Origin of the sequence: Dyella marensis (assembly GCF_900112865.1) — a bacterium.
GTDB lineage: Bacteria > Pseudomonadota > Gammaproteobacteria > Xanthomonadales > Rhodanobacteraceae > Dyella_D > Dyella_D marensis_A.
The window spans coordinates 249,516-267,250 of record NZ_FONH01000003.1 but is presented as its reverse complement, the minus strand read 5'-3'; the positions used below and the strand labels follow the sequence as shown (position 1 = coordinate 267,250).

Here is a 17,735-nt window from a genome sequence, read left to right as displayed (position 1 = left end):
TACGATCCGGCGACGCGATACCGGATGGGGAGAGGGCTGGTGAACGGATGGGGAAAACGTGGTGCCGTGCGCGCGATGGCGCTGCTGCTGATGTTCCAGGGCGCAGTCCACGCGCAAACGCCGATCCGCCCGATCTCCATCGACGTCGCCGGACCGACCACGCCGCGCAGCGGCTTCGAAACCTTTTCCATCGGCTCGGACTACCCCGGCACGTTGTTGCGTGACGACAGCCTCGCCCAGCTCAAGACAGTCCGTGACGAGTTGGGTTTCCGCTACATCCGCTTCCACGCCATCTTCCACGACGTGCTCGGCACCTATCGCGAAGATGGGGGCAAGCCGAACTACGACTGGACCAAGATCGACACGCTGTACGACCGCCTGTTGGCGATGGGCATCCGCCCCTTCGTCGAACTGGGCTTCACGCCCGAGGCGATGAAGACGTCCGACCAGCACATCTTCTACTGGAAGGGCAACACCTCGCATCCGGACCTGGCGAAGTGGACCGCGCTGATCGACACTTTCGCGCGCCACCTCGAACAGCGCTATGGCCGCGAGGAAATCCGCCGCTGGTATTTCGAGGTCTGGAACGAGCCCAACCTGGCCGGCTTCTGGGAAGGCGCGGACCAGGCCGCCTACTTCGCCCTGTACGACGCCACCGCCCGTGCGCTCAAGCGCGTCGACCCGCAATTGCGGGTGGGCGGTCCGGCGACGGCCGGTGCAGCATGGGTGCCAGAATTCATCGCCCACGCGGCGAAAGACGATGTGCCGCTCGACTTCATCGCCACGCACACCTATGGCGTCGACGGCGGCTTTCTCGACGAGCAAGGCAAGGAAGACACCAAGCTCTCGCCCTCGCCCGATGCCATCGTCGGCGACGTGCGCCGCGTGCGGCAGCAGATCCAGGCTTCCGCGCGCCCCGGCCTGCCGCTGTATTTCACCGAATGGAGCACCAGCTACACGCCGCGCGACGCGGTGCACGATGCCTACCTGAGCGCGGCCTACATCCTGAGCAAGCTCAAGGCGGTGGATGGCCTCGCGCAGGGCATGAGCTACTGGACCTTCAGCGATCTGTTCGAGGAACCGGGCCCGCCCACTGCGCCGTTCCAGGGCGGCTTCGGGCTGCTCAATCCGCAGGGCATCCGCAAGCCCGCGTACTTCGCCTACAAGTACCTGCACAGGCTCGGCGACCGCGAGCTCGCCACTGGCGATGCCCAGACCATCGCCACCTGGGATGGCAACACGCTCAAGGCCCTGGTGTGGCAATTCCGGCAACCGCAGCAGGCGCAGAGCAACCGCTCCTTCTACACGCGGGTGCAACCTGTCGCTCCGGCCGGCAGCGTACGACTCGACCTCAAAGGCCTGCGCGCCGGCAACTACCAGGTGACGATCCATCGCACCGGCTTGGACGCCAACGATGCCTACACCGCCTACCTGCGCATGGGGTCGCCGGCGTCGCTGGATGCGCCGCAGCTGAAGAAGCTGCACGAGCTCACCGCGGACCGGCCCACCACGCGTGAGTTGCACATCGACAAATCCGGCACTGGCCGGCTGGCGATCCCCATGCGCGACAACGACGTGGTGCTGATCGAACTCTCGCCCACCGGCAAACCTTGAACCTGCACCGACGGAGTCGCGCATGACCGACCCACATCGCCGCCACACGCTCAAGCTGATGCTGGCCGGGGCCGCCGCACCGTTGGCCCTCAAGGCAGCCGCCATCGATAACGCCGCCACCAGACCAGCGTGGCGCCGCGGCATCGAACAGCAACGCCAGGCGGATGCCGGCAACGGCACTTATCGCAATCCCATCCTTGCCGGCGACCATCCCGATCCGACCATCCTCAAGGACGGCCGCGATTACTACATGACCTTCTCGCCGTTTTCCGCCTGCCCCGGGCTGCTGATCTGGCATTCCACCGACCTGGTGAACTGGACGCCCGTGGTGCCTGCGCTGACCAAGCCGATCGGCTCCGTCTGGGCCGTCGACCTGTGCAAGCACAACGGCCGCTACTTCATCTATCTGCCCGCGGCGCCGGAAGGAAAACCGTGGTCGATCTACGCGATCTGGGCCGACCGCATCGAAGGGCCGTGGAGCGAGCCGATCGACCTGAACATCCCCGGTTGCATCGACCCGGGCCATGTCGTCGGCGAGGATGGCAAGCGCTATCTGTTCGTCAATGGCATCCGCAAGGTGCGCCTGAGCGACGATGGCCTGTCCACGGATGGCCCGTTGGAGCAGGCCTATAACGCGTGGCGGTATCCGGACGACTGGGTGGTGGAGACCTTCGCGCCCGAGGGCCCCAAGCTGCTCAAGCATGGCGAGTGGTTCTATCTCGTCACCGCGGTCGGCGGCACCGCCGGCCCACCGACCGGGCATATGGTGATCGCGGCGCGCTCGAAGTCCGTGCACGGGCCGTGGGAGCACTGCCCGCATAACCCCTTGGTGCGGACGAAGAACGCCGATGAGCCGTGGTGGTCGCGCGGCCATGCATCGCTGGTGGAGGGGCCGGCGGGCGATTGGTGGATGGTCTATCACGGCTATGAGAATGGCTTTCGCACGCTGGGCCGGCAGACATTGCTGGAGCCGATCGAATGGACCGGCGATGGCTGGTTCCGCGCGCTGGGAGGCGATCTGTCCAAGCCGTTGCCCAAGCCCAAGGGCGGCCGCGCCGGCGCCGATGGGATGGCATTGTCGGGCCCTTTCAGCGTGCGCAAGCTGGGCATGCCGTGGTCGTTCCACGATGCGACGCCGACCGAAATGCAACGCGTCCGTGACATCGCCGGAGGCGGCATGCGCCTCGCCGCGCAGGGTCAATCGCCAGCCGACAGCACGCCGCTCGTGTGCACCGTGGGCGACCGCTCGTACGAGGCGGAACTCGTCCTGGAACTCGACGGCAAGGCCGAGGGCGGCCTGCTGCTGTTCTACAACCCCAAGGCCTTCGTCGGCATCGGCTTTACGCCGGATACGATGAAGATGTTCGAGTACGCGCAGGAGCATCCCTGGATCCGCCAGGCGATGTCCACCTCGCGCGTGCACATCCGCCTGACCAACGACAACCATGTGGTGACATGGCACTACTCCCACGATGACGGGCGCACCTGGGTCCAGCATCCGATGCGGATGGAGGTGTCCGGCATCCATCACAATGTGTTCGGCGGGTTCCTGGCGCTGAAGATCGGCATCTACAGCGCGAATGAGGGCAGCGTCGTGCTGCGGGAATTCCGGTATCGGGCGTTGGACGCCAGCGCCTAGCCGCAGCGTTTTTGCGTCCACCAAACTGGCAGCAGGATCGGGAAGCACGCTTCGCTGGCAGATGCTCGCCCGGTAACCCGCCAAGTGGCCACTTGCGATATTTCCATAATTCTGGAAATATCGAATCCATGGACGCAGACACCGCACTCGCCACCCTGGCCGCACTGGGCCATGAAACCCGCCTCACCGCCTTCCGTGAACTGGTCCAGGCCGGCACCGAAGGCCTCGCCGTAGGCGAATTGCGGGAACGCCTGGGCGCTCCCGGCGCCACGCTGACTGCGCATCTCAATACGCTGCGAGCTGCAGACCTGGTGATCGACCAGCGCGAAGGCCGCGTTATCCGCGTGCGCGCCAACTACGCGCAGATGAACGGGCTTATCGATTACCTCACCGAAAACTGCTGCGCGGGCGGCGGCAACTGCGCACCCGTCAGTTCCTGCAAACCCTCCAAGAGAGGCAAGAAGACATGAACCGCTTCCACGTGCACCTCAATGTTGCCGATCTCGCATCCAGCATCCGCTTCTATACCGCGCTGTTCGCCGCCGAGCCCGCCGTGCGCAAGGACGATTACGCCAAGTGGATGCTGGACGATCCGCGCGTGAACTTTGCCATCTCGCAGACCGGACGCAACCCGGGCGTCGATCACCTGGGCATCCAGGCAGAGAGCGGCGACGAACTCGCCGAGCTGGGTCATCGACTCGATGCCGCAGGCGGCACCGTGATGCCGGAAGCCGGTGCAGTTTGCTGCTATGCGCAGTCGGACAAGCTATGGACGGAGGATCCGCAGGGCACGCGCTGGGAAACCTTCCATACAGTAGGCGCAGCGACGTCCTACTACGCCAGCCAGGCGATGTGCGGCACTGAGGGTGCGACCTGTGCGCCGGCGGCCAGCCCGGTAGAAGCCGTGGCTGCCGCTCCTCGCTCCGGTTGCGCGCCAGGCTCGGCTTGCTGCTGAGCATGAAGCGCGTACTTTTCGTCTGCGTGGAGAACGCCAACCGCAGCCAGATGGCGGAAGCGTTCGCGCACATATACGGCGGCGCCGATGTCGATGCGCAAAGCGCGGGTTCGCGGCCTTCCGGGCTCATCAACCCGAAGGCCGTGCGTTTCATGGCGGAGCTGGGCTACGACCTGAGCCGGCATGCGTCCAAATCGTTGGATGACATCGATGGCGAGTTCGATGCCGTGGTGACGATGGGTTGCGGTGACAGCTGCCCATGGGTGCCGGCAAAGCGGCGCGAGGATTGGAACCTGCCCGATCCCAAGCATATGGATGACGATGGCTATCGCGCGGTGCGTGACGATATCGGGGCGCGGGTGAAGCGGCTGTTGGAAAGCTTGTGACGAAGCGCGCGGGCGGCGAAATCCAAGCCCTCTGCAAATCGGATTTCGACTAAAGACAATTTGGGGTTGCTTTGATAGCTTGAATCGCGTTGCCCGCGGAGTGTTTCGAGTACGCGTCGCGGGCAACCATGGCAGCAATGCTGTGAGAAGCGCGGGCCAAGGGTGCTGAGAACACCCCTGACCCGCTGACCATCACCAACTTGGAGCAGTTGATCATGGCTACCCCAGATCATACGGTACGCAAGCGCTCGCCGATCCCCACGGCGACATCCTCACCGCCCACCCGGGCTGTCCGACGACACCGCGGACACGGTTGAAGAACCGCAGGCTAAGAGTTTTCGTAGACAGTTTTCCGAGCCGTCCTACCCGGCGCGTAAGGCTGTGCCATAGCGAAACCTCCTAGCCCCGCACCCACTTCCTCAATCAAGCCGCCCGGCGCTCAACCTTCGAGCCGCCGGTGAACCCTCGAGTCCGTGTGATCGCGGCCTGTCGTGTTGTCTGCGGCATGCCGTTTACGGAGCGAAGCTGCGGCGCTTAGCAAGGAGTTGCTTATGAACAACGTTTTTGGCGAACCCTGGATCATTCGACACACCAACTACTTCTCCGACCCGAACGCAGAGCCGGATGAACTGTTGAACGATGCCACCGAGTGGCTTCAATACGCCTACCACGCGGTCAAACTGCTGGCGGAATTGGTGCACGAACGCGGCAGTGTCGATGCCCATCGACTTCCAATCATGCTCGACGGCATCGCCGCCTTCATCGAAATGGGCACCCGCTGCGCCACGCAGGCGCATCTACGCCTGCAATGGCAACAGCAACCGTCGTAACCGCCGTAGGTTGGGGTAAGCCGCAGGCGCACCCCAACGTTGCGATGCGTATCGACATGCCGACGTTGGGGTTCGCTGCGCTCACCCCAACCTACGCCGTTCTTGGCTCGTCATTCCTGCGCAGGCAGGAATCCAGTAGCGAAAACCTGGGCTGTTCGCGACAACATGGGTTTGGCTTTTCGCGACCACCGAACGACGTCGTCACTGGATTCCGGCCTGCGCCGGAATGACGGTGGTGGGAGGCGAACCGCCGTAACCACCGTCGTAGGTTGGGGTAAGCCGCAGGCGCACCCCAACGTTGCGGTGCACATCGATGTGCCGACGTTGGGGTTCGCTGCGCTCACCCCAACCTACGCCGTTCTTTGCTCGTCATTCCTGCGCAGGCAGGAATCCAGTAGCGAAAACCTGGGCTGTTCGCGACAACATCGGTTTGGCCTTTCGCGACCACCGAACGATGTCGTCACTGGATTCCGGCCTGCGCCGGAATGACGGTGGTGGGAGGCGAGCCGCCGTAACCACCGCCGTAGGTTGGGGTAAGCCGCAGGCGCACCCCAACGTTGCGATGCGTATCGATATGCCGACGTTGGGGTTCGCTGCGCTCACCCCAACCTACGCCGTTCTTTGCTCGTCATTCCTGCGCAGGCAGGAATCCAGTAGCGAAAACCTGGGCTGTTCGCGACAACATCGGTTTGGCTTTTCGCGACTACCGAACGATGTCGTCACTGGATTCCGGCCTGCGCCGGAATGACGGTGGTGGGAGGCGAGCCGCCGTAACCACCGTCGTAGGTTGGGGTAAGCCGCAGGCGCACCCCAACGTTGCGGTGCATATCGATGTGCCGACGTTGGGGTTCGCTGCGCTCACCCCAACCTACGCCGGCGCTTTGCTCGTCATTCCGGCGCAGGCCGGAATCCAGTAGCGACGCCGCCCGATGGTCGCGAAAAGCCAAACCGGCGTTGTCGCGAAACCCTGGGTTTTCGCTACTGGATTCCGGCCTACGCCGGAATGACGAGCGGTGAGCTCCGATGCTACCCAGCCAATAGGCGAGCCCCGGCCCCTCATCTGCCTACCGGCATCTTCTCCCCGGAGGGGAGAAGAGTTCCAAATCGGAGCGCGGCGCTGAATCTCACCACCATGCCCCCTCTCCCCTCCGGGGAGAGGGCTGGGGTGAGGGGCCGGGCGGAGCGTCACGCCGAGGATCGCGACAAGCGCAAGAAACCCGAACAACTACCCCTTCGTCCGCTGGTAATACCGCCGCGCCTTATCGCGACTCCCGCAATCCGCCATATCGCACCAGCGACGCTGCCCATTGCGAGTCTGATCCTCGAACAGCCAATCGCAGGACGGGCAGTAACGCAACCGCTCGTGATCCGCGGCCGTCACCAACTCCGCGGCATCGAGCAGGATGGGCGCCAGGGCTTCTGACGCCGACGACGGTTCCGGCCAATGCCAGGCCAGCGTGCGCGGCTCGATCTCGCGCAATTGATAAGCCTTCGCCACCATCCGGCTGAGTTCCGCAATGGCAGCATCGGATGCTGGCGTGTCGTGCGCCAGTGGCCGCAACACGCGGGTCAGCAGTTGGCGTGCCTTGTAGAGCGGCGCCAGATCCACCGCCTTGCCGCGCGGGAACGGCAGGTCCATCGCGGCGAACCAGCGCCGCACGTTCTCCGGCAACGCCAGCCAGTCGTGCTCCCGCTCGGTCTCAGGCCAGCTGATCGTATTCACGAAGTCCAGGCTGGGCCGACCGCCGATCAGCTTGTAGGTGCCGCCATAGCCATCCGGATTGAGGTTGAGTGCGTCCATGCGGCGCATCTTACCAGCTATATGATTTTGACAGGTGAGTTTTCCGAGCGTATAAATCTCACCACCATGAATACATTAGACGGTAAGACAGATAACCAACCGCCGCTGGCTGACCGTATCCCTCCCCATGCGTATTTCGTCGGCAGCGCCATCTTTCACTACCTCGGCCCCTCGTTCGCCGTACTGCTGTTCGCACGCGTGCCGGTCCCCGGCGTCGCCTGGTTGCGCATCGTCTCGGCGGCGCTGGTATTCGCGCTGTGGCGCCGGCCGTGGCGGGCCTTCCTGTCGGCAGAGCGCCGCGCGCAGGCCACCATGATTGCGCTGGGCGGCGTCTTCGCCCTGATGAACTACTCGTTCTACAAGGCCATCGCCGCCCTGCCGCTGGGTACCGTCGCGGCCATCGAATTCATCGGACCGGTAGCGCTCGCCCTCGCCGGTGTGCGCTCGCGACGCAATATCGTGGCGCTGGGCCTGACCGCGGCCGGCGTTTCGCTGCTCACCCAGGTGCGCTTCGGCGGTGCGCCGGAGGCGTTCTTCTGGGCCTTTGCCAATGCCGGCCTGTTCACGGCGTACATCGTGCTGGCGCATGCAGTGTCCCGCGCCGATCCGGCCACCAGTCCGATCGACCGGCTGGGCGCGGCGATGATCGTGGCGGGCGTGGCGATCTCTCCGCTCGGCTTGCGCGACGCCGCCCCCGCCCTGCTGGATCCGATCGCACTCGGCGCCGGCATTGCCGTCGGCCTCAGTTCCTCGGTCATCCCCTATGTGTTCGACCAGCTGGCGATGGCGCGCCTGCCGCGTGCGACCTACGCGTTGTTCGTGGCCCTGCTGCCCGCGACCGCGGTCATCATCGGCGTGCTGGTGCTGCGCCAGATGCCGACGCCAGTAGATATCCAGGGCGTGGCGCTGGTGGCGGCCGGCGTGGCGCTGCATCGGCCGGCGGAGTGAGCGCGCCATGCAATACGTCAACCTCGGACGCAGCGGCCTGAAGGTATCGCGTCTGTGCCTCGGCGCCATGAGCTACGGCGACCCACACGCCAAGCCCTGGATCCTCAGCGAAGAACAAGGCCGCCCCATCCTCCGCCGCGCACTGGAACTGGGCATCAATTTCTTCGACACCGCCGACATGTATTCCGGCGGCGAGAGCGAGCGCGTACTCGGCCGCGCCCTGCGCGACTTCGCGCGACGCGAAGAAGTCGTAGTCGCCACCAAGGCCTACTACCCCACCAGCCCCGGACCGAACCAGCGCGGCCTTTCCCGCAAGCATCTTTTGCACGCCATCGATGCCTCGCTCACCCGTCTTGGCATGGATTACGTTGACCTCTACCAGATCCATCGCTGGGACGACGAAACGCCACTTGAGGAAACCCTGGAAACGCTGCACGACATCGTGCGCAGCGGCAAGGCGCGCTACATCGGCGCGTCGAGCATGTATGCGTGGCAGTTCCAGAAGGCGTTGATGACCGCCGAGCGCCAAGGCTGGACACGCTTCATCTCGATGCAGAACCACTACAACCTGGTGTATCGGGAAGAAGAGCGGGAGATGTTGCCGTTATGTCGGGATGCTGGGATTGGAGTGTTGCCGTGGAGTCCGTTGGCGAGAGGTTTTCTGGCGCGGCCACGGGATAATGTCGCGACAGTGCGAGCGCAGAGCGATGTATTTGGGCAGGGGTTGTATTACAGCGAGGACGATTATCGGGTGGTGGATGCGGTGGCGGCGCTTGCGGAGGAACGGCGAGTTCCGCAGGCGCAAATTGCTCTAGCCTGGCTGCTTAGTCGAACGGGCATGAGTGCTCCGATCATCGGCGCCACACGGAAGGACCAACTTGAGCAGGCTGTGGAAGCGGTAGGGTTGACGCTTGCAGAAGAAGATTGCGCGCGGTTGGAGGCGCCTTATAGGCCGCATCGAGTGCTGGGACATGAGTAACCAGTTACTCGTCAACAATGCGTGCCGCTATCCACGCTGCTGCTCGCAGTCAACAACCACGCCGCGCATCGCTCCACATCCTGGCCCGAGTGCCAACCATGAAACGCGATGCGCAGATAGCCTTCCCGGATACTGGTGCTGATGCCGCCGGCCTCGGCTGCTTTCCATAGCCGCTCACAATGGTCGGTGGATAACACGAACGAGAGGATGGAGCCGACTTTGCCCGCGCGTACCAGACTGTCCAGGCGGGCGGCTTCGGAAACCCAGGCAGCCGAACCCGCCAATTCCGCCAGCAAAGCATTTTGCAGCCCCACCACATGAGCCTGTATGGCCGGCGCGCCACCATGATCCAGCAGTATCTGGATCGAACTGGCCAGCGCGGCGCACGAAAGAATCGAGGGACTGCCCGCTTCCAGCCGGCGGCCATCGGCGGCCCAGGGCGAGCTCGCTGCAGCCTGAGTACCGGACTGAGAAAATGCGTCCGGCGCCGACAGCCAGGTGCCCACCGGCATCAGCAACTCGCGGAGGACGGGATCGGTCCATAGCAAGCCCTGCCCTTGCAATCCGAGCAGCCCCTTATGCCCACCGGTGGCAAAGGCGCTCACGCCCTCGAACGAAGGCACCATCGTGCCGGCACCCTGGATGCCGTCCACCACCAGATGGACGCCACGTTCGCGGCAACCGCGCCCCAGCTTGGCGAGATCGAGGCGAACACCATCCTGATAACGCACCCAGGAAACGGAAACGATACGAGTGCTCGGTCCGATCGCATCGAGCAGGTGTTGTTCCGGCTCGATGCTGGCGTCGGGCGGCACCGCCGCGTTGACTGCCTGCCCCGGCCATAGCGCCACCTCGCGGCAGCGGACGCCTTTGCATTCGAGCGCAAGCCATGGCAACCGGTTGCTGGGAAATTCGCCCACCGGAATCAGCACCTCGTCGCCCTCTTTCCAGGGATAGCCCAGGGAGACGGCTTGTAGTCCCGTGGAGGTGCAGGTGGTGAGGCTGAGGTCGTGGACGTCAACGCCAAAGAGAGCAGCGCCGGCTTGCCGGAGAGAGGCTTGGATGTCGAGGAAGTCCTCGTTCCAGCGCAGGGCCCAAGGGTGGAGTTCGGTGCTCAGGAGGTCGCTCAGGCGCTGCGCAGACGCACGCGGAACGGGGCCGTCCTTGCAGTGAGAAAGCCAGAGGGTGCCGGGTGGGAAATCGAAGACATCGCGGGGTAGCAAAGGAGCAATGGCAAGCGACACGACTCGGTTTTCCTTGATGAGTTGATTCCACCAGTAACGCGATGAATTAACGCGCTGCAGCGATTGGGGTTCGATGACGCTTATTGCGCCCCTTTTGACTCACCGCACCGCCAGTGCCGCGTTCAGTTGATCAATATACGTCCGACTAACCCTCAACGGCGTCCCATCCCGCAACCGCACCAAGCAGTCGCGATTCACCAGCGGCTCCAGCTCGGCGATCCGGTCCAGCTTCACGATCGCCGAGCGATGGACGCGCACGAACTGCGCCGGGTCCAACCGTCCTGCAAGCTGGTGCAGCGGTTCGCGCAGCAGGTGTACGCGCGGCCCCACGTGCAGTCCGGCATAGTCGTCACAAGCTTCGATCCAATCGATCTCGTCCGCATCGACAACGGCGATACGCTGGCCAGTACGCACAGTAAAGCGCTTCGCGTAGACCGCAGGTGCAGCCTCGCCCGCTACGCGATGACGAAAAGCAGCACGAGCCCGATCCAGCGACTCCCGGAACCGCTCGTCATCGATCGGCTTGAGCAGATAATCCAGCGCCTGGATCTCGAAAGCACCCACGGCAAAGTGGTCGTAAGCGGTGAGCAGGATGGACAAGGGCCGTTCGGCCGGCGGCAGGTGGCGCAAGGCCGCGAGGCCGTCCAGGCCAGGCATCTGCACATCCATGAAGACCAGGTCCGGGCGCAACGATTCGATGCTCTTGATCGCCGCTACGCCGTCCGCCGCCTCGCCCACCAGTTGCACGTCGGCATGCGCGGCCAACCGCGCACGCACGCCGCCGCGCGCCAGGGGCTCATCGTCCACCACCAGCACGCGCATCATGCGGTGAGCGCCTCCGCATCGCGAGGCGACGACGACAGGCGCAACGGCAAGCGGATGTGCACTTGGCATGAGCCGTCATCGGCCAGATCCAGCCGAAACTCGTGCGCCTCGGGATAGAGCGCACCCAGGCGTTGGCGAACGTTGTTCAGGCCGACGGCACTCGAACGCCCATTGCCATCGCCACGCTCGTCAACAGGCACACCATCGTTGCGCAACTCGATCCCAAGCCACTCGCCCTGCCGCTCGACGTGCAGCGCCAGCGTTCCGCCCTCCACCCTCGGCGCAATACCATGCCGAATCGCATTCTCCACCAGCGGCTGGAGCAACAAAGGCGGCATCAGCGCATGCAGCACGCCAGCGCCGATGCGCATCTCCACGTTCAGCCGGCGGCCGAGCCTGGCCTTCTCGATATCCAGGTAATGCTCGGTAGTGCTCAGCTCTTCGGCCAGCGTCACCTCGCGCGCATCGCTGCGTTCCAGCGAATCGCGCAGCAGATCGCCAAGGCGCGCGAGCATGCGCGTGGCATCCGCACCGCGGCCAACGGCGACCAAGGAGGAAATGCTGTTGAGCGTGTTGAACAGGAAATGCGGTTGCAGCTGATATTGCAGCGCGCGCAATTGCGCCTCCTGGGCCAGGCGCGCCGCCTCCGCCTCGCGCAGGCGCGACTGCTGCAGTTCGGTGTAGTGCAGCACCAGGGCATGGATGGCGCAGAAGGCGATCAGCGGCAGCCAGCAACCGTCCAGGCCGGTGAAAATGCGTTGCAGCGGCAGCGACGAAATCAGCCCGAAGTGCAAGGCCGCCCATCCGCCGATCACGCTGTTGATGACCGATGGCACGTAGGTCGCCACCAGCAACACGGCGACCGTGGTCCACGCCGACACGCGCCGGCGCCACAAGGCCCGCTGCAGCATGCTCAGCGGCACGATCCAGAACAGATAGGCCGCCGCGTAGAACGTGCGATAGGCGATCGCATATCCATGCCCCGCTTCCGGCAACGCCAGGATGGCCATGCACAGCGTCAGCGGCAGGCCCGCCGCGAGCGGAAGCCAGAACGGTGGAACGGCAGGTCGCGTCGGCGAGGCGTGCATGGCTGTCGTGCTCGGTGGTGCGCCGGTCCGCTGCCGGCTCCGGCGCACCCTAGCCCGAAGCTCAGCGCCTGTCATCCAGCACGATGGAGTACAGCATCGCGCTGATCTTCCAGCCGTCCGGCGTACGCACCAGCTGCCAGGTCTCGTTGCCGTGGTTGGTCGGCTTGCCGGATGCCAGGAAGACGTAGTCGAAGTACACCATGCCGATGGTGCCGTCCGTCTCGATGCGCACGTTGTCGAAGGTCTCTTCGATCGGCTTGGTCGCCTTGCCCACGAACTGCGAGAACTTCTGATAGTCGCCTGTCGTCACCTGCCTGGCGTCGGGCTCCTTGGCCTTGACCTTCTCCCACGAGGCGTCGTCCAGAGTCTGCAGCCACGAACCGCCGGGCAGGAACAGCTTGGCCATGCCCTCGCCGTCATGGGCCTTGATGGCGGTCTTGAACTGCTCGACCAATTGCCGGATCTCGTCCTGGGACGGATCAGGCGCGGCGTCCTTGGCGTGGACAGGTGCCATTGACACGGCAAACAGCAACAGCGCGGGAAGCAAAGATTTCACGGCAGCTCCGGGTTGGCGGGGGTGCGGCGATTAAGCCGGCATGGCCGCAACGCCCGCCAGCGAAATGCGGCGATGCGTGCGCGCGGCGCGGCGAGCCGTGATCCACCTCCGCCCGTGACGCCCACCGCTCAAACCGTATCGTCGCCTTCCCCGTCCCAGATCAGCCGCGCATCGAAACTCTGCGTCGCCAGCATCGTCAGCACCACCGACATGCCGAAGAACAGGATCCCCGCCCGCGGCTGGATCTCGCCCAGCGCCTGGAACTGCACCAGGCTGACCAGCAGGCCGACCACCACCACATCCAGCATCGACCAGTAACCCACTGCTTCGAGCCACCGATACAACCTGGCCCGCGCGCGCCGGGCCCAGCCGTTGGCATGGCGCACGGTCAGCAGCAGGAAGACCAGCGCGAGATATTTGACCGTCGGGATCAGCACGCTGGCGACGAACACCACCAGCGCCACGCCATGCGAGCCGTCGCGCCACAGATCCACCACGCCGCCCAGAATGGTGGCCGCGTGCTGCGCCCCGCCGAGCACGCGGATATCCATCACCGGCAACAGATTGGCCGGCACATAGAAGATCAATGCGGCGAGCCAGAATGCCCAGGCGCGGGCGGAACCGCCGGCAAGCCGCGGCTGCAGCTCGGACCGGCAGCGCGGACAGAACGACCTCTGATCGGACTGCAGCGGCGCGGAAACGACCAGGCCGCACACACGGCAACCGACCATGCCCAGGTGCTGCGCACGCGGCCGCACGGTCATTCGGTCGCCTCCCACAGCCAGCGCGGGTCGCCTTTCGCGGTGACGGCGGTGACACCGATCAGCGCCGCCATCGCCCACAGGCCGGGCCCGATCGCCACCTCGGCCATGCCCGCCAGCTTGATCGCCGCCACGGCCACGCCGAGCAGCGCCACGTCGAGCATGCTCCATGGCCGCAACCAGTCCAGCGCCTTCATCGCCAGGCGAAAGCCCGGCGCACGCCGCCCGTGCCATGCAAACAACAATACCCAGCCCAGCAAGGCGATCTGCACCGACGGCGCCACGATTGCCACCGCCACGCCCGGCAAGGCCAATGGCGCCCATGCACCGTGCACCAGCGATGCGGTGGCCTGCCACAGCGTGGCGTCGTTGCGGAACGGCTGCATGCCCACGCTGATCACCGGAAAGGCATTGGCCAGCACGAACAGGATCGCCGCCGCCAGCGTAAGCGCGGTCCAGCCGTTCATGTCCAGCCTGGCAGCGCGATGCAGCACCGCGTCGCATTCGCCGCAGCGCGCCACCTGCCCCGCGGCGAGCGCGGGACGGCGGTAGACCGCATCGCAATGCGGGCAGACGATCAGCGACGGATGCGTGCGCATGGCGTCGCGCCGCTCACTGCAGATTGTCGAGCAGGTTGTCGGCGCCCTTCTGGATGCCGGTCCTGGCCGCGCTCAGCGCGCCAAACGTCGCCTTCATGTTCATCGCGTTCGGATATTGCTTGTCGACATAGGCCTTGAGCAGCTTCTGCGTCGAGGCGTCATAGATCTCCACCGCATAGCTGACCGAGCCGGTGAACAGGCCTTCCCTGCCCCGCACCGCCTGCACGGTGTTGTACGGCGCGCCGCCGATGTCCATCTTGGTGAAGGTGCTGATGAACTTGGTCGAGGCGCGCGCGCCGGTCAGCGTGACGTGGACGCGCAGCGTGCCGGAGCGCGGCTCGAACACCTGCGCATAGCGCTCGCGCAGCTTCGCCTGGAACTGCTCCTGCATGTAGCCGGCCAGGACCTGCTTGTCCGCGTCGGAGACTTTCTCGAACTGCTGGTCGGGGCCGCGATAGATGTCCACCGGGTCCATCACGAAGCTGCGATAGCGGTTCCAGTCCACCGGCGTGTCGTAGACATAGGGCTGGTGGCCGCGATGGGCCTGCTCGTTGGGCCGCAGGTAGCTGGAGGATTGGATGCCCTGGTACGGCATCGGCCGCGTGGTGGCGCAGCCGGCCAGCGCCGTCAGCGCCGCGCACAGCAGCATGGCGCCGGGCGCCTTGGGGTGGATACGCATGGTCCCTTCCTGTCGTGGATGTCACGGCGATTGCCGCGATGCGAAGGCTAGGAAGGGGTCTTTAGGATTTGATTAGACCTGCGCCGCGGACTTGAACGGATACTGACGCAGGCGCCGTTTTTCAGCCTTGCGGGGCGAACATCACGCGCACGCACAGGCCCGCGCCGCCCATGCCCGCGCCGGTCTCGATGGTCGCCTCGTGCAGTTCGGCAATGCGCGCCACCAGCGACAGGCCGATCCCGCTGCCGCGCACGACGCTGCCCTGCGCGCGATAGAAGCGATCGAAGATGGCGGCCCGTTCGTGCTCGGGCACACCCGGCCCGTCATCGGTCACCTCGAGCATCGGGTGCATGCCGTCGTCACGCACCACGTGTCCGCAAGTCACCTCCACCGTGCCATCCGCGCGCCCGTGGCGCAGCGCGTTGTCGATCAGGTTGCGGATTAGGATGCCCATCTCGTCGACGTCGCAGCGCACCCAGCACGAGGTGCCGTCGATCGACAGCCGCGTGCCGCGATCGTCGGCGCGCACGGCGAATTCGCTGACCACGTGGTTGGCCAGTTCCAGCAGGTCGATGCGTTGCACACTCAATGCGTGCAGACCCGCATCCAGCCGTGCCAGATCCAGCAGCTGCTCGGCCAGGCGGTGGCTGCGCTGCGCGATATCGAGCAGCTTGCGCAGTGCTTCGTCCTTGCGCTCGGGCGTGCCGGCGAGGAGTGCCACGTCGGCCTGCACGTGCAGTGCGGCCAGCGGCGTGCGCAGCTCGTGCGCGGCATCGGCGATGAATTGATGCTCCGCCTTCATGGCAGTGTCGACGCGGCCGAGCAGCGCGTTGAAGGCGGCAATCAACGGCCGCAGTTCGGCGGGCACGCGCTCGGCCGGCAGTGGCGTGGCATCGAACGCCTTGCGTCGTCCGATCTCCACCGACATCGCCTTCAACGGCCGCAGCGACGCCACCACGGCCCACCACATCAGCAGGCCGACGATGGCCAGTTCCACCGTGTTGAGCAGCATCGCGGTGAGGATGCCGCCGGGGTCGCCACCACGCACAGAAGGCTCGCTCGCATCCGGCAGCACAGGCGCGGTACGCGGCGATGCCTCCGGCTTGAGGTTTTCCGGCAGGCTGCCGACCAGAGTCTGGCCCAGCCGGTCCAGGTGCTCGTGCCAGAAATTCGCCCGCCCGGAGCCCAGCACCGCGGCGAACATCGCGATGGAGATCGCCCAGGCCAGCACGATCACCAGGCCCAGCATCGCCAGCATGCGCCATTGCAGCGATCTCACGGCGCTCCCCCCAGCGTGTAGCCATGTCCATGCACGGTGGCGATCAGCTCGTCGCCCAGCTTGCGGCGCAGCTGGTGCACGAACACCGATACCGTATTGCTGCCAACCACGGCGCGGTCGCCATAGATAGCCTTCTCCAATTCGTCGCGCGTCACCACATGACCTGCGCGCTGCAGCAGCGTCAGCAGCATGCGGTACTCGTAGGCGCTCAGCGACACCGGCTCGTCCGCCTTGGTCACCCGCCGCCGCACCGGATCGAGCACCACATCGCCGTGCCGCAGCGTCGGCACCACCAGTCCCTCGCTGCGCCGCGCCACCGCACGCACCCGTGCCAGCAGCTCGCCCAACTGGAATGGCTTGACCAGGTAATCGTCTGCGCCAGCATCCAGGCCGCGGATGCGGTCGCTGAGCTGGCCGCGCGCGGTGAGCACCAGCACGGGGATGGCGTCGTAACGCTCGCGCAGGAAGCGCAGCACGGTCAGGCCGGAATCGCCGGGCAGGCCGATATCGAGCAGCACCGCGGTATAGGGATGATCGACCAGCGCCGCCCTGGCCGAACCGGCATCGCCAACCCGGTCGACCGTCCAGCCCTGTTCGCGAATGCCATCGCAGATGGCCTCGCCGAGCATCGCATCGTCTTCCACCAGCAGCAGATACACAGGCACACCCGGCCAGGACAGGAAGGCAGGAGCATGCGCCAGGGCCGTTAGGTTTTGATTAATGGCGTGGCGGGTGCCGCCGGGGTCGTCAACCGGCGGTGGCGGTGTCCAGCCAGGAGCTGGCGAGTGCGGTCACCGCGGCAGCGTTCTCGCGATGCGGCACATGGCCGTAACCCTCCCACACGTGCTTCGCCACCGGCCCGGCCGCCAGCGCCGCGATGCGCTCGGGATGACGCGGCGAGCCGAATTCGTCCCGGTCGCCATGGAGCACCAGCAGCGGGCAGCGCACCTGGCGCAGCGCTTCGTCGAGGTTCCAGGCCGCGAAGTCCGGGGCCAGCCAGGTCTCGATCCAGGCCTGCAGTACCCAGGCCGCCTTGTCGCCGTGGTACTTGCGCAGGCGGTCAAGCTGGCCGGGCCGCGCGAACGACAATTTGGCCACGCGGATGCCCTGCAGCGTGCGGTCTTCGACGAAGGCCTGGGCGGATTCGGTGATCAGGGCGTCGCAGTCGTCCGGCCAGGCTGCCGCGCAGGCCACCGCCATGCCACCGCCGACGCTGTGGCCGAAGGCGACGAAGCGGTCCAGGCGCAGCGCCTCGCGCAGGAAGCGGAAACCGTCGCGGGCTTCCTCGCCGACGAAGCCGGCATCCAGTCGGCCCAGGTGCGGATCGGATTGGCCGAAGCCAAGCCGGTCGTAGGCAATCACACCCCGCCCGGTTGCGTCCGCCAACTGCTCGGGGAAGTCGCGCCAGAGCTCGACGCAACCCAGCGAGTCGTGGAACAGGACGATCGGTGCCGCCGCGGGCTCGCCTGCAGCCGGATACCAGTGCCGCACATGCAGCCGGCCGCGATCCGTGGCGATCCAGAAATCCTCGGTGGTCGTGGCAGGCATGCGC

Annotated in this window: 19 protein-coding genes; 8 read left to right on the top strand and 11 right to left on the bottom strand. The window is 65.6% G+C overall.

Translation table 11 applies throughout. The features are described 5' to 3' along the window. The first annotated feature begins 75 nt into the window (after positions 1–75). From BM172_RS06835 to BM172_RS06810, 6 genes are all read left to right on the top strand, one after another. Complete coding sequence (locus BM172_RS06835) at positions 76–1,614, top strand: GH39 family glycosyl hydrolase (RefSeq protein ID WP_051548912.1); 1,539 nt, start codon at positions 76–78, stop codon at positions 1,612–1,614. A 22-nt stretch (positions 1,615–1,636) separates the two neighbouring features. Next, positions 1,637–3,253: a family 43 glycosylhydrolase gene (locus tag BM172_RS06830; RefSeq protein WP_026636127.1), complete on the top strand. Its 1,617-nt coding sequence runs from the start codon at positions 1,637–1,639 to the stop codon at positions 3,251–3,253. A 128-nt stretch (positions 3,254–3,381) separates the two neighbouring features. After that, positions 3,382–3,723, top strand: a complete 342-nt coding sequence (locus BM172_RS06825; protein ID WP_026636126.1) for an ArsR/SmtB family transcription factor — start codon at positions 3,382–3,384, stop codon at positions 3,721–3,723. Next, entirely contained in the window at positions 3,720–4,208 is a 489-nt protein-coding gene (locus BM172_RS06820) for an ArsI/CadI family heavy metal resistance metalloenzyme (protein ID WP_026636125.1), read from the top strand. Before BM172_RS06825 ends, BM172_RS06820 begins: the two co-directional genes overlap by 4 nt. Next, positions 4,199–4,594, top strand: a complete 396-nt coding sequence (locus tag BM172_RS06815; RefSeq protein ID WP_026636124.1) for an arsenate reductase ArsC — start codon at positions 4,199–4,201, stop codon at positions 4,592–4,594. The genes BM172_RS06820 and BM172_RS06815 overlap by 10 nt, the downstream gene beginning before the upstream one ends. Before the next feature lie 551 nt (positions 4,595–5,145). Next, the gene (locus BM172_RS06810; RefSeq protein ID WP_026636123.1) at positions 5,146–5,424 is read left to right on the top strand and encodes a hypothetical protein; all 279 of its coding nucleotides are present in this window, start codon (positions 5,146–5,148) and stop codon (positions 5,422–5,424) included. A gap of 1,225 nt (positions 5,425–6,649) precedes the next feature. Here the strand turns inward: BM172_RS06810 and BM172_RS06805 are convergent. After that, positions 6,650–7,225 carry a CGNR zinc finger domain-containing protein gene (locus BM172_RS06805; protein WP_177218793.1) on the bottom strand — a complete coding sequence of 192 codons (576 nt, stop codon included), beginning with the start codon at positions 7,223–7,225 and terminating at the stop codon, positions 6,650–6,652. A 66-nt stretch (positions 7,226–7,291) separates the two neighbouring features. Here BM172_RS06805 and BM172_RS06800 point away from each other — a divergent pair, with 66 nt between their 5' ends. Beyond that, positions 7,292–8,173, top strand: a complete 882-nt coding sequence (locus tag BM172_RS06800) for an EamA family transporter (RefSeq protein WP_051548909.1) — start codon at positions 7,292–7,294, stop codon at positions 8,171–8,173. Between the two features lie 7 nt (positions 8,174–8,180). Beyond that, positions 8,181–9,152 carry an aldo/keto reductase gene (locus BM172_RS06795; RefSeq protein ID WP_026636121.1) on the top strand — a complete coding sequence of 324 codons (972 nt, stop codon included), beginning with the start codon at positions 8,181–8,183 and terminating at the stop codon, positions 9,150–9,152. A gap of 11 nt (positions 9,153–9,163) precedes the next feature. Here BM172_RS06795 and BM172_RS06790 read toward each other — a convergent pair whose 3' ends face one another. The 10 genes from BM172_RS06790 to BM172_RS06745 all read right to left on the bottom strand — a co-directional run bounded on the left by BM172_RS06790 (position 9,164) and on the right by BM172_RS06745 (position 17,731). Then, positions 9,164–10,396, bottom strand: a complete 1,233-nt coding sequence (locus BM172_RS06790; RefSeq protein ID WP_026636120.1) for an aminotransferase class V-fold PLP-dependent enzyme — start codon at positions 10,394–10,396, stop codon at positions 9,164–9,166. A gap of 99 nt (positions 10,397–10,495) precedes the next feature. Beyond that, complete coding sequence (locus BM172_RS06785; RefSeq protein WP_026636119.1) at positions 10,496–11,221, bottom strand: LytR/AlgR family response regulator transcription factor; 726 nt, start codon at positions 11,219–11,221, stop codon at positions 10,496–10,498. Continuing rightward, complete coding sequence (locus BM172_RS06780) at positions 11,218–12,132, bottom strand: sensor histidine kinase (protein WP_197022882.1); 915 nt, start codon at positions 12,130–12,132, stop codon at positions 11,218–11,220. Before BM172_RS06780 ends, BM172_RS06785 begins: the two co-directional genes overlap by 4 nt. Positions 12,133–12,370: 238 nt before the next feature. Next, on the bottom strand, positions 12,371–12,865 hold the full coding sequence (locus tag BM172_RS06775) for a YybH family protein (protein ID WP_143096475.1): 495 nt from the start codon (positions 12,863–12,865) through the stop codon (positions 12,371–12,373). Between the two features lie 128 nt (positions 12,866–12,993). Next, positions 12,994–13,629 carry a paraquat-inducible protein A gene (locus BM172_RS06770; RefSeq protein WP_026636118.1) on the bottom strand — a complete coding sequence of 212 codons (636 nt, stop codon included), beginning with the start codon at positions 13,627–13,629 and terminating at the stop codon, positions 12,994–12,996. Beyond that, positions 13,626–14,225 carry a paraquat-inducible protein A gene (locus BM172_RS06765; RefSeq protein ID WP_026636117.1) on the bottom strand — a complete coding sequence of 200 codons (600 nt, stop codon included), beginning with the start codon at positions 14,223–14,225 and terminating at the stop codon, positions 13,626–13,628. Before BM172_RS06765 ends, BM172_RS06770 begins: the two co-directional genes overlap by 4 nt. 13 nt (positions 14,226–14,238) lie before the next feature. Continuing rightward, entirely contained in the window at positions 14,239–14,904 is a 666-nt protein-coding gene (locus BM172_RS06760) for a DUF3313 domain-containing protein (RefSeq protein WP_026636116.1), read from the bottom strand. 121 nt (positions 14,905–15,025) lie between these two features. Continuing rightward, positions 15,026–16,183, bottom strand: a complete 1,158-nt coding sequence (locus BM172_RS06755) for an ATP-binding protein (protein WP_026636115.1) — start codon at positions 16,181–16,183, stop codon at positions 15,026–15,028. Then, on the bottom strand, positions 16,180–16,842 hold the full coding sequence (locus BM172_RS06750; protein WP_026636114.1) for a response regulator transcription factor: 663 nt from the start codon (positions 16,840–16,842) through the stop codon (positions 16,180–16,182). The genes BM172_RS06755 and BM172_RS06750 overlap by 4 nt, the downstream gene beginning before the upstream one ends. 88 nt (positions 16,843–16,930) lie before the next feature. Continuing rightward, positions 16,931–17,731 (bottom strand): alpha/beta fold hydrolase, encoded by an 801-nt coding sequence (locus tag BM172_RS06745; protein ID WP_026636113.1) that lies wholly within the window; start codon positions 17,729–17,731, stop codon positions 16,931–16,933. Between the last annotated feature and the right edge of the window lie 4 nt (positions 17,732–17,735).

Bases quoted from the DNA above. Each gene is read 5' to 3' on its own strand.
- BM172_RS06795 (WP_026636121.1), top strand. From the start codon at position 8,181: ATGCAATACGTCAACCTCGGACGCAGCGGCCTGAAGGTATCGCGTCTG.
- BM172_RS06825 (WP_026636126.1), top strand. From the start codon at position 3,382: ATGGACGCAGACACCGCACTCGCCACCCTGGCCGCACTGGGCCATGAA.
- BM172_RS06830 (WP_026636127.1), top strand. From the start codon at position 1,637: ATGACCGACCCACATCGCCGCCACACGCTCAAGCTGATGCTGGCCGGG.
- BM172_RS06765 (WP_026636117.1), bottom strand. From the start codon at position 14,225: ATGCGCACGCATCCGTCGCTGATCGTCTGCCCGCATTGCGATGCGGTC.
- BM172_RS06810 (WP_026636123.1), top strand. From the start codon at position 5,146: ATGAACAACGTTTTTGGCGAACCCTGGATCATTCGACACACCAACTAC.
- BM172_RS06835 (WP_051548912.1), top strand. From the start codon at position 76: ATGGCGCTGCTGCTGATGTTCCAGGGCGCAGTCCACGCGCAAACGCCG.
- BM172_RS06785 (WP_026636119.1), bottom strand. From the start codon at position 11,221: ATGATGCGCGTGCTGGTGGTGGACGATGAGCCCCTGGCGCGCGGCGGC.
- BM172_RS06820 (WP_026636125.1), top strand. From the start codon at position 3,720: ATGAACCGCTTCCACGTGCACCTCAATGTTGCCGATCTCGCATCCAGC.
- BM172_RS06760 (WP_026636116.1), bottom strand. From the start codon at position 14,904: ATGCGTATCCACCCCAAGGCGCCCGGCGCCATGCTGCTGTGCGCGGCG.
- BM172_RS06745 (WP_026636113.1), bottom strand. From the start codon at position 17,731: ATGCCTGCCACGACCACCGAGGATTTCTGGATCGCCACGGATCGCGGC.
- BM172_RS06770 (WP_026636118.1), bottom strand. From the start codon at position 13,629: ATGACCGTGCGGCCGCGTGCGCAGCACCTGGGCATGGTCGGTTGCCGT.
- BM172_RS06800 (WP_051548909.1), top strand. From the start codon at position 7,292: ATGAATACATTAGACGGTAAGACAGATAACCAACCGCCGCTGGCTGAC.
- BM172_RS06780 (WP_197022882.1), bottom strand. From the start codon at position 12,132: ATGCTGCAGCGGGCCTTGTGGCGCCGGCGCGTGTCGGCGTGGACCACG.
- BM172_RS06805 (WP_177218793.1), bottom strand. From the start codon at position 7,225: ATGGACGCACTCAACCTCAATCCGGATGGCTATGGCGGCACCTACAAG.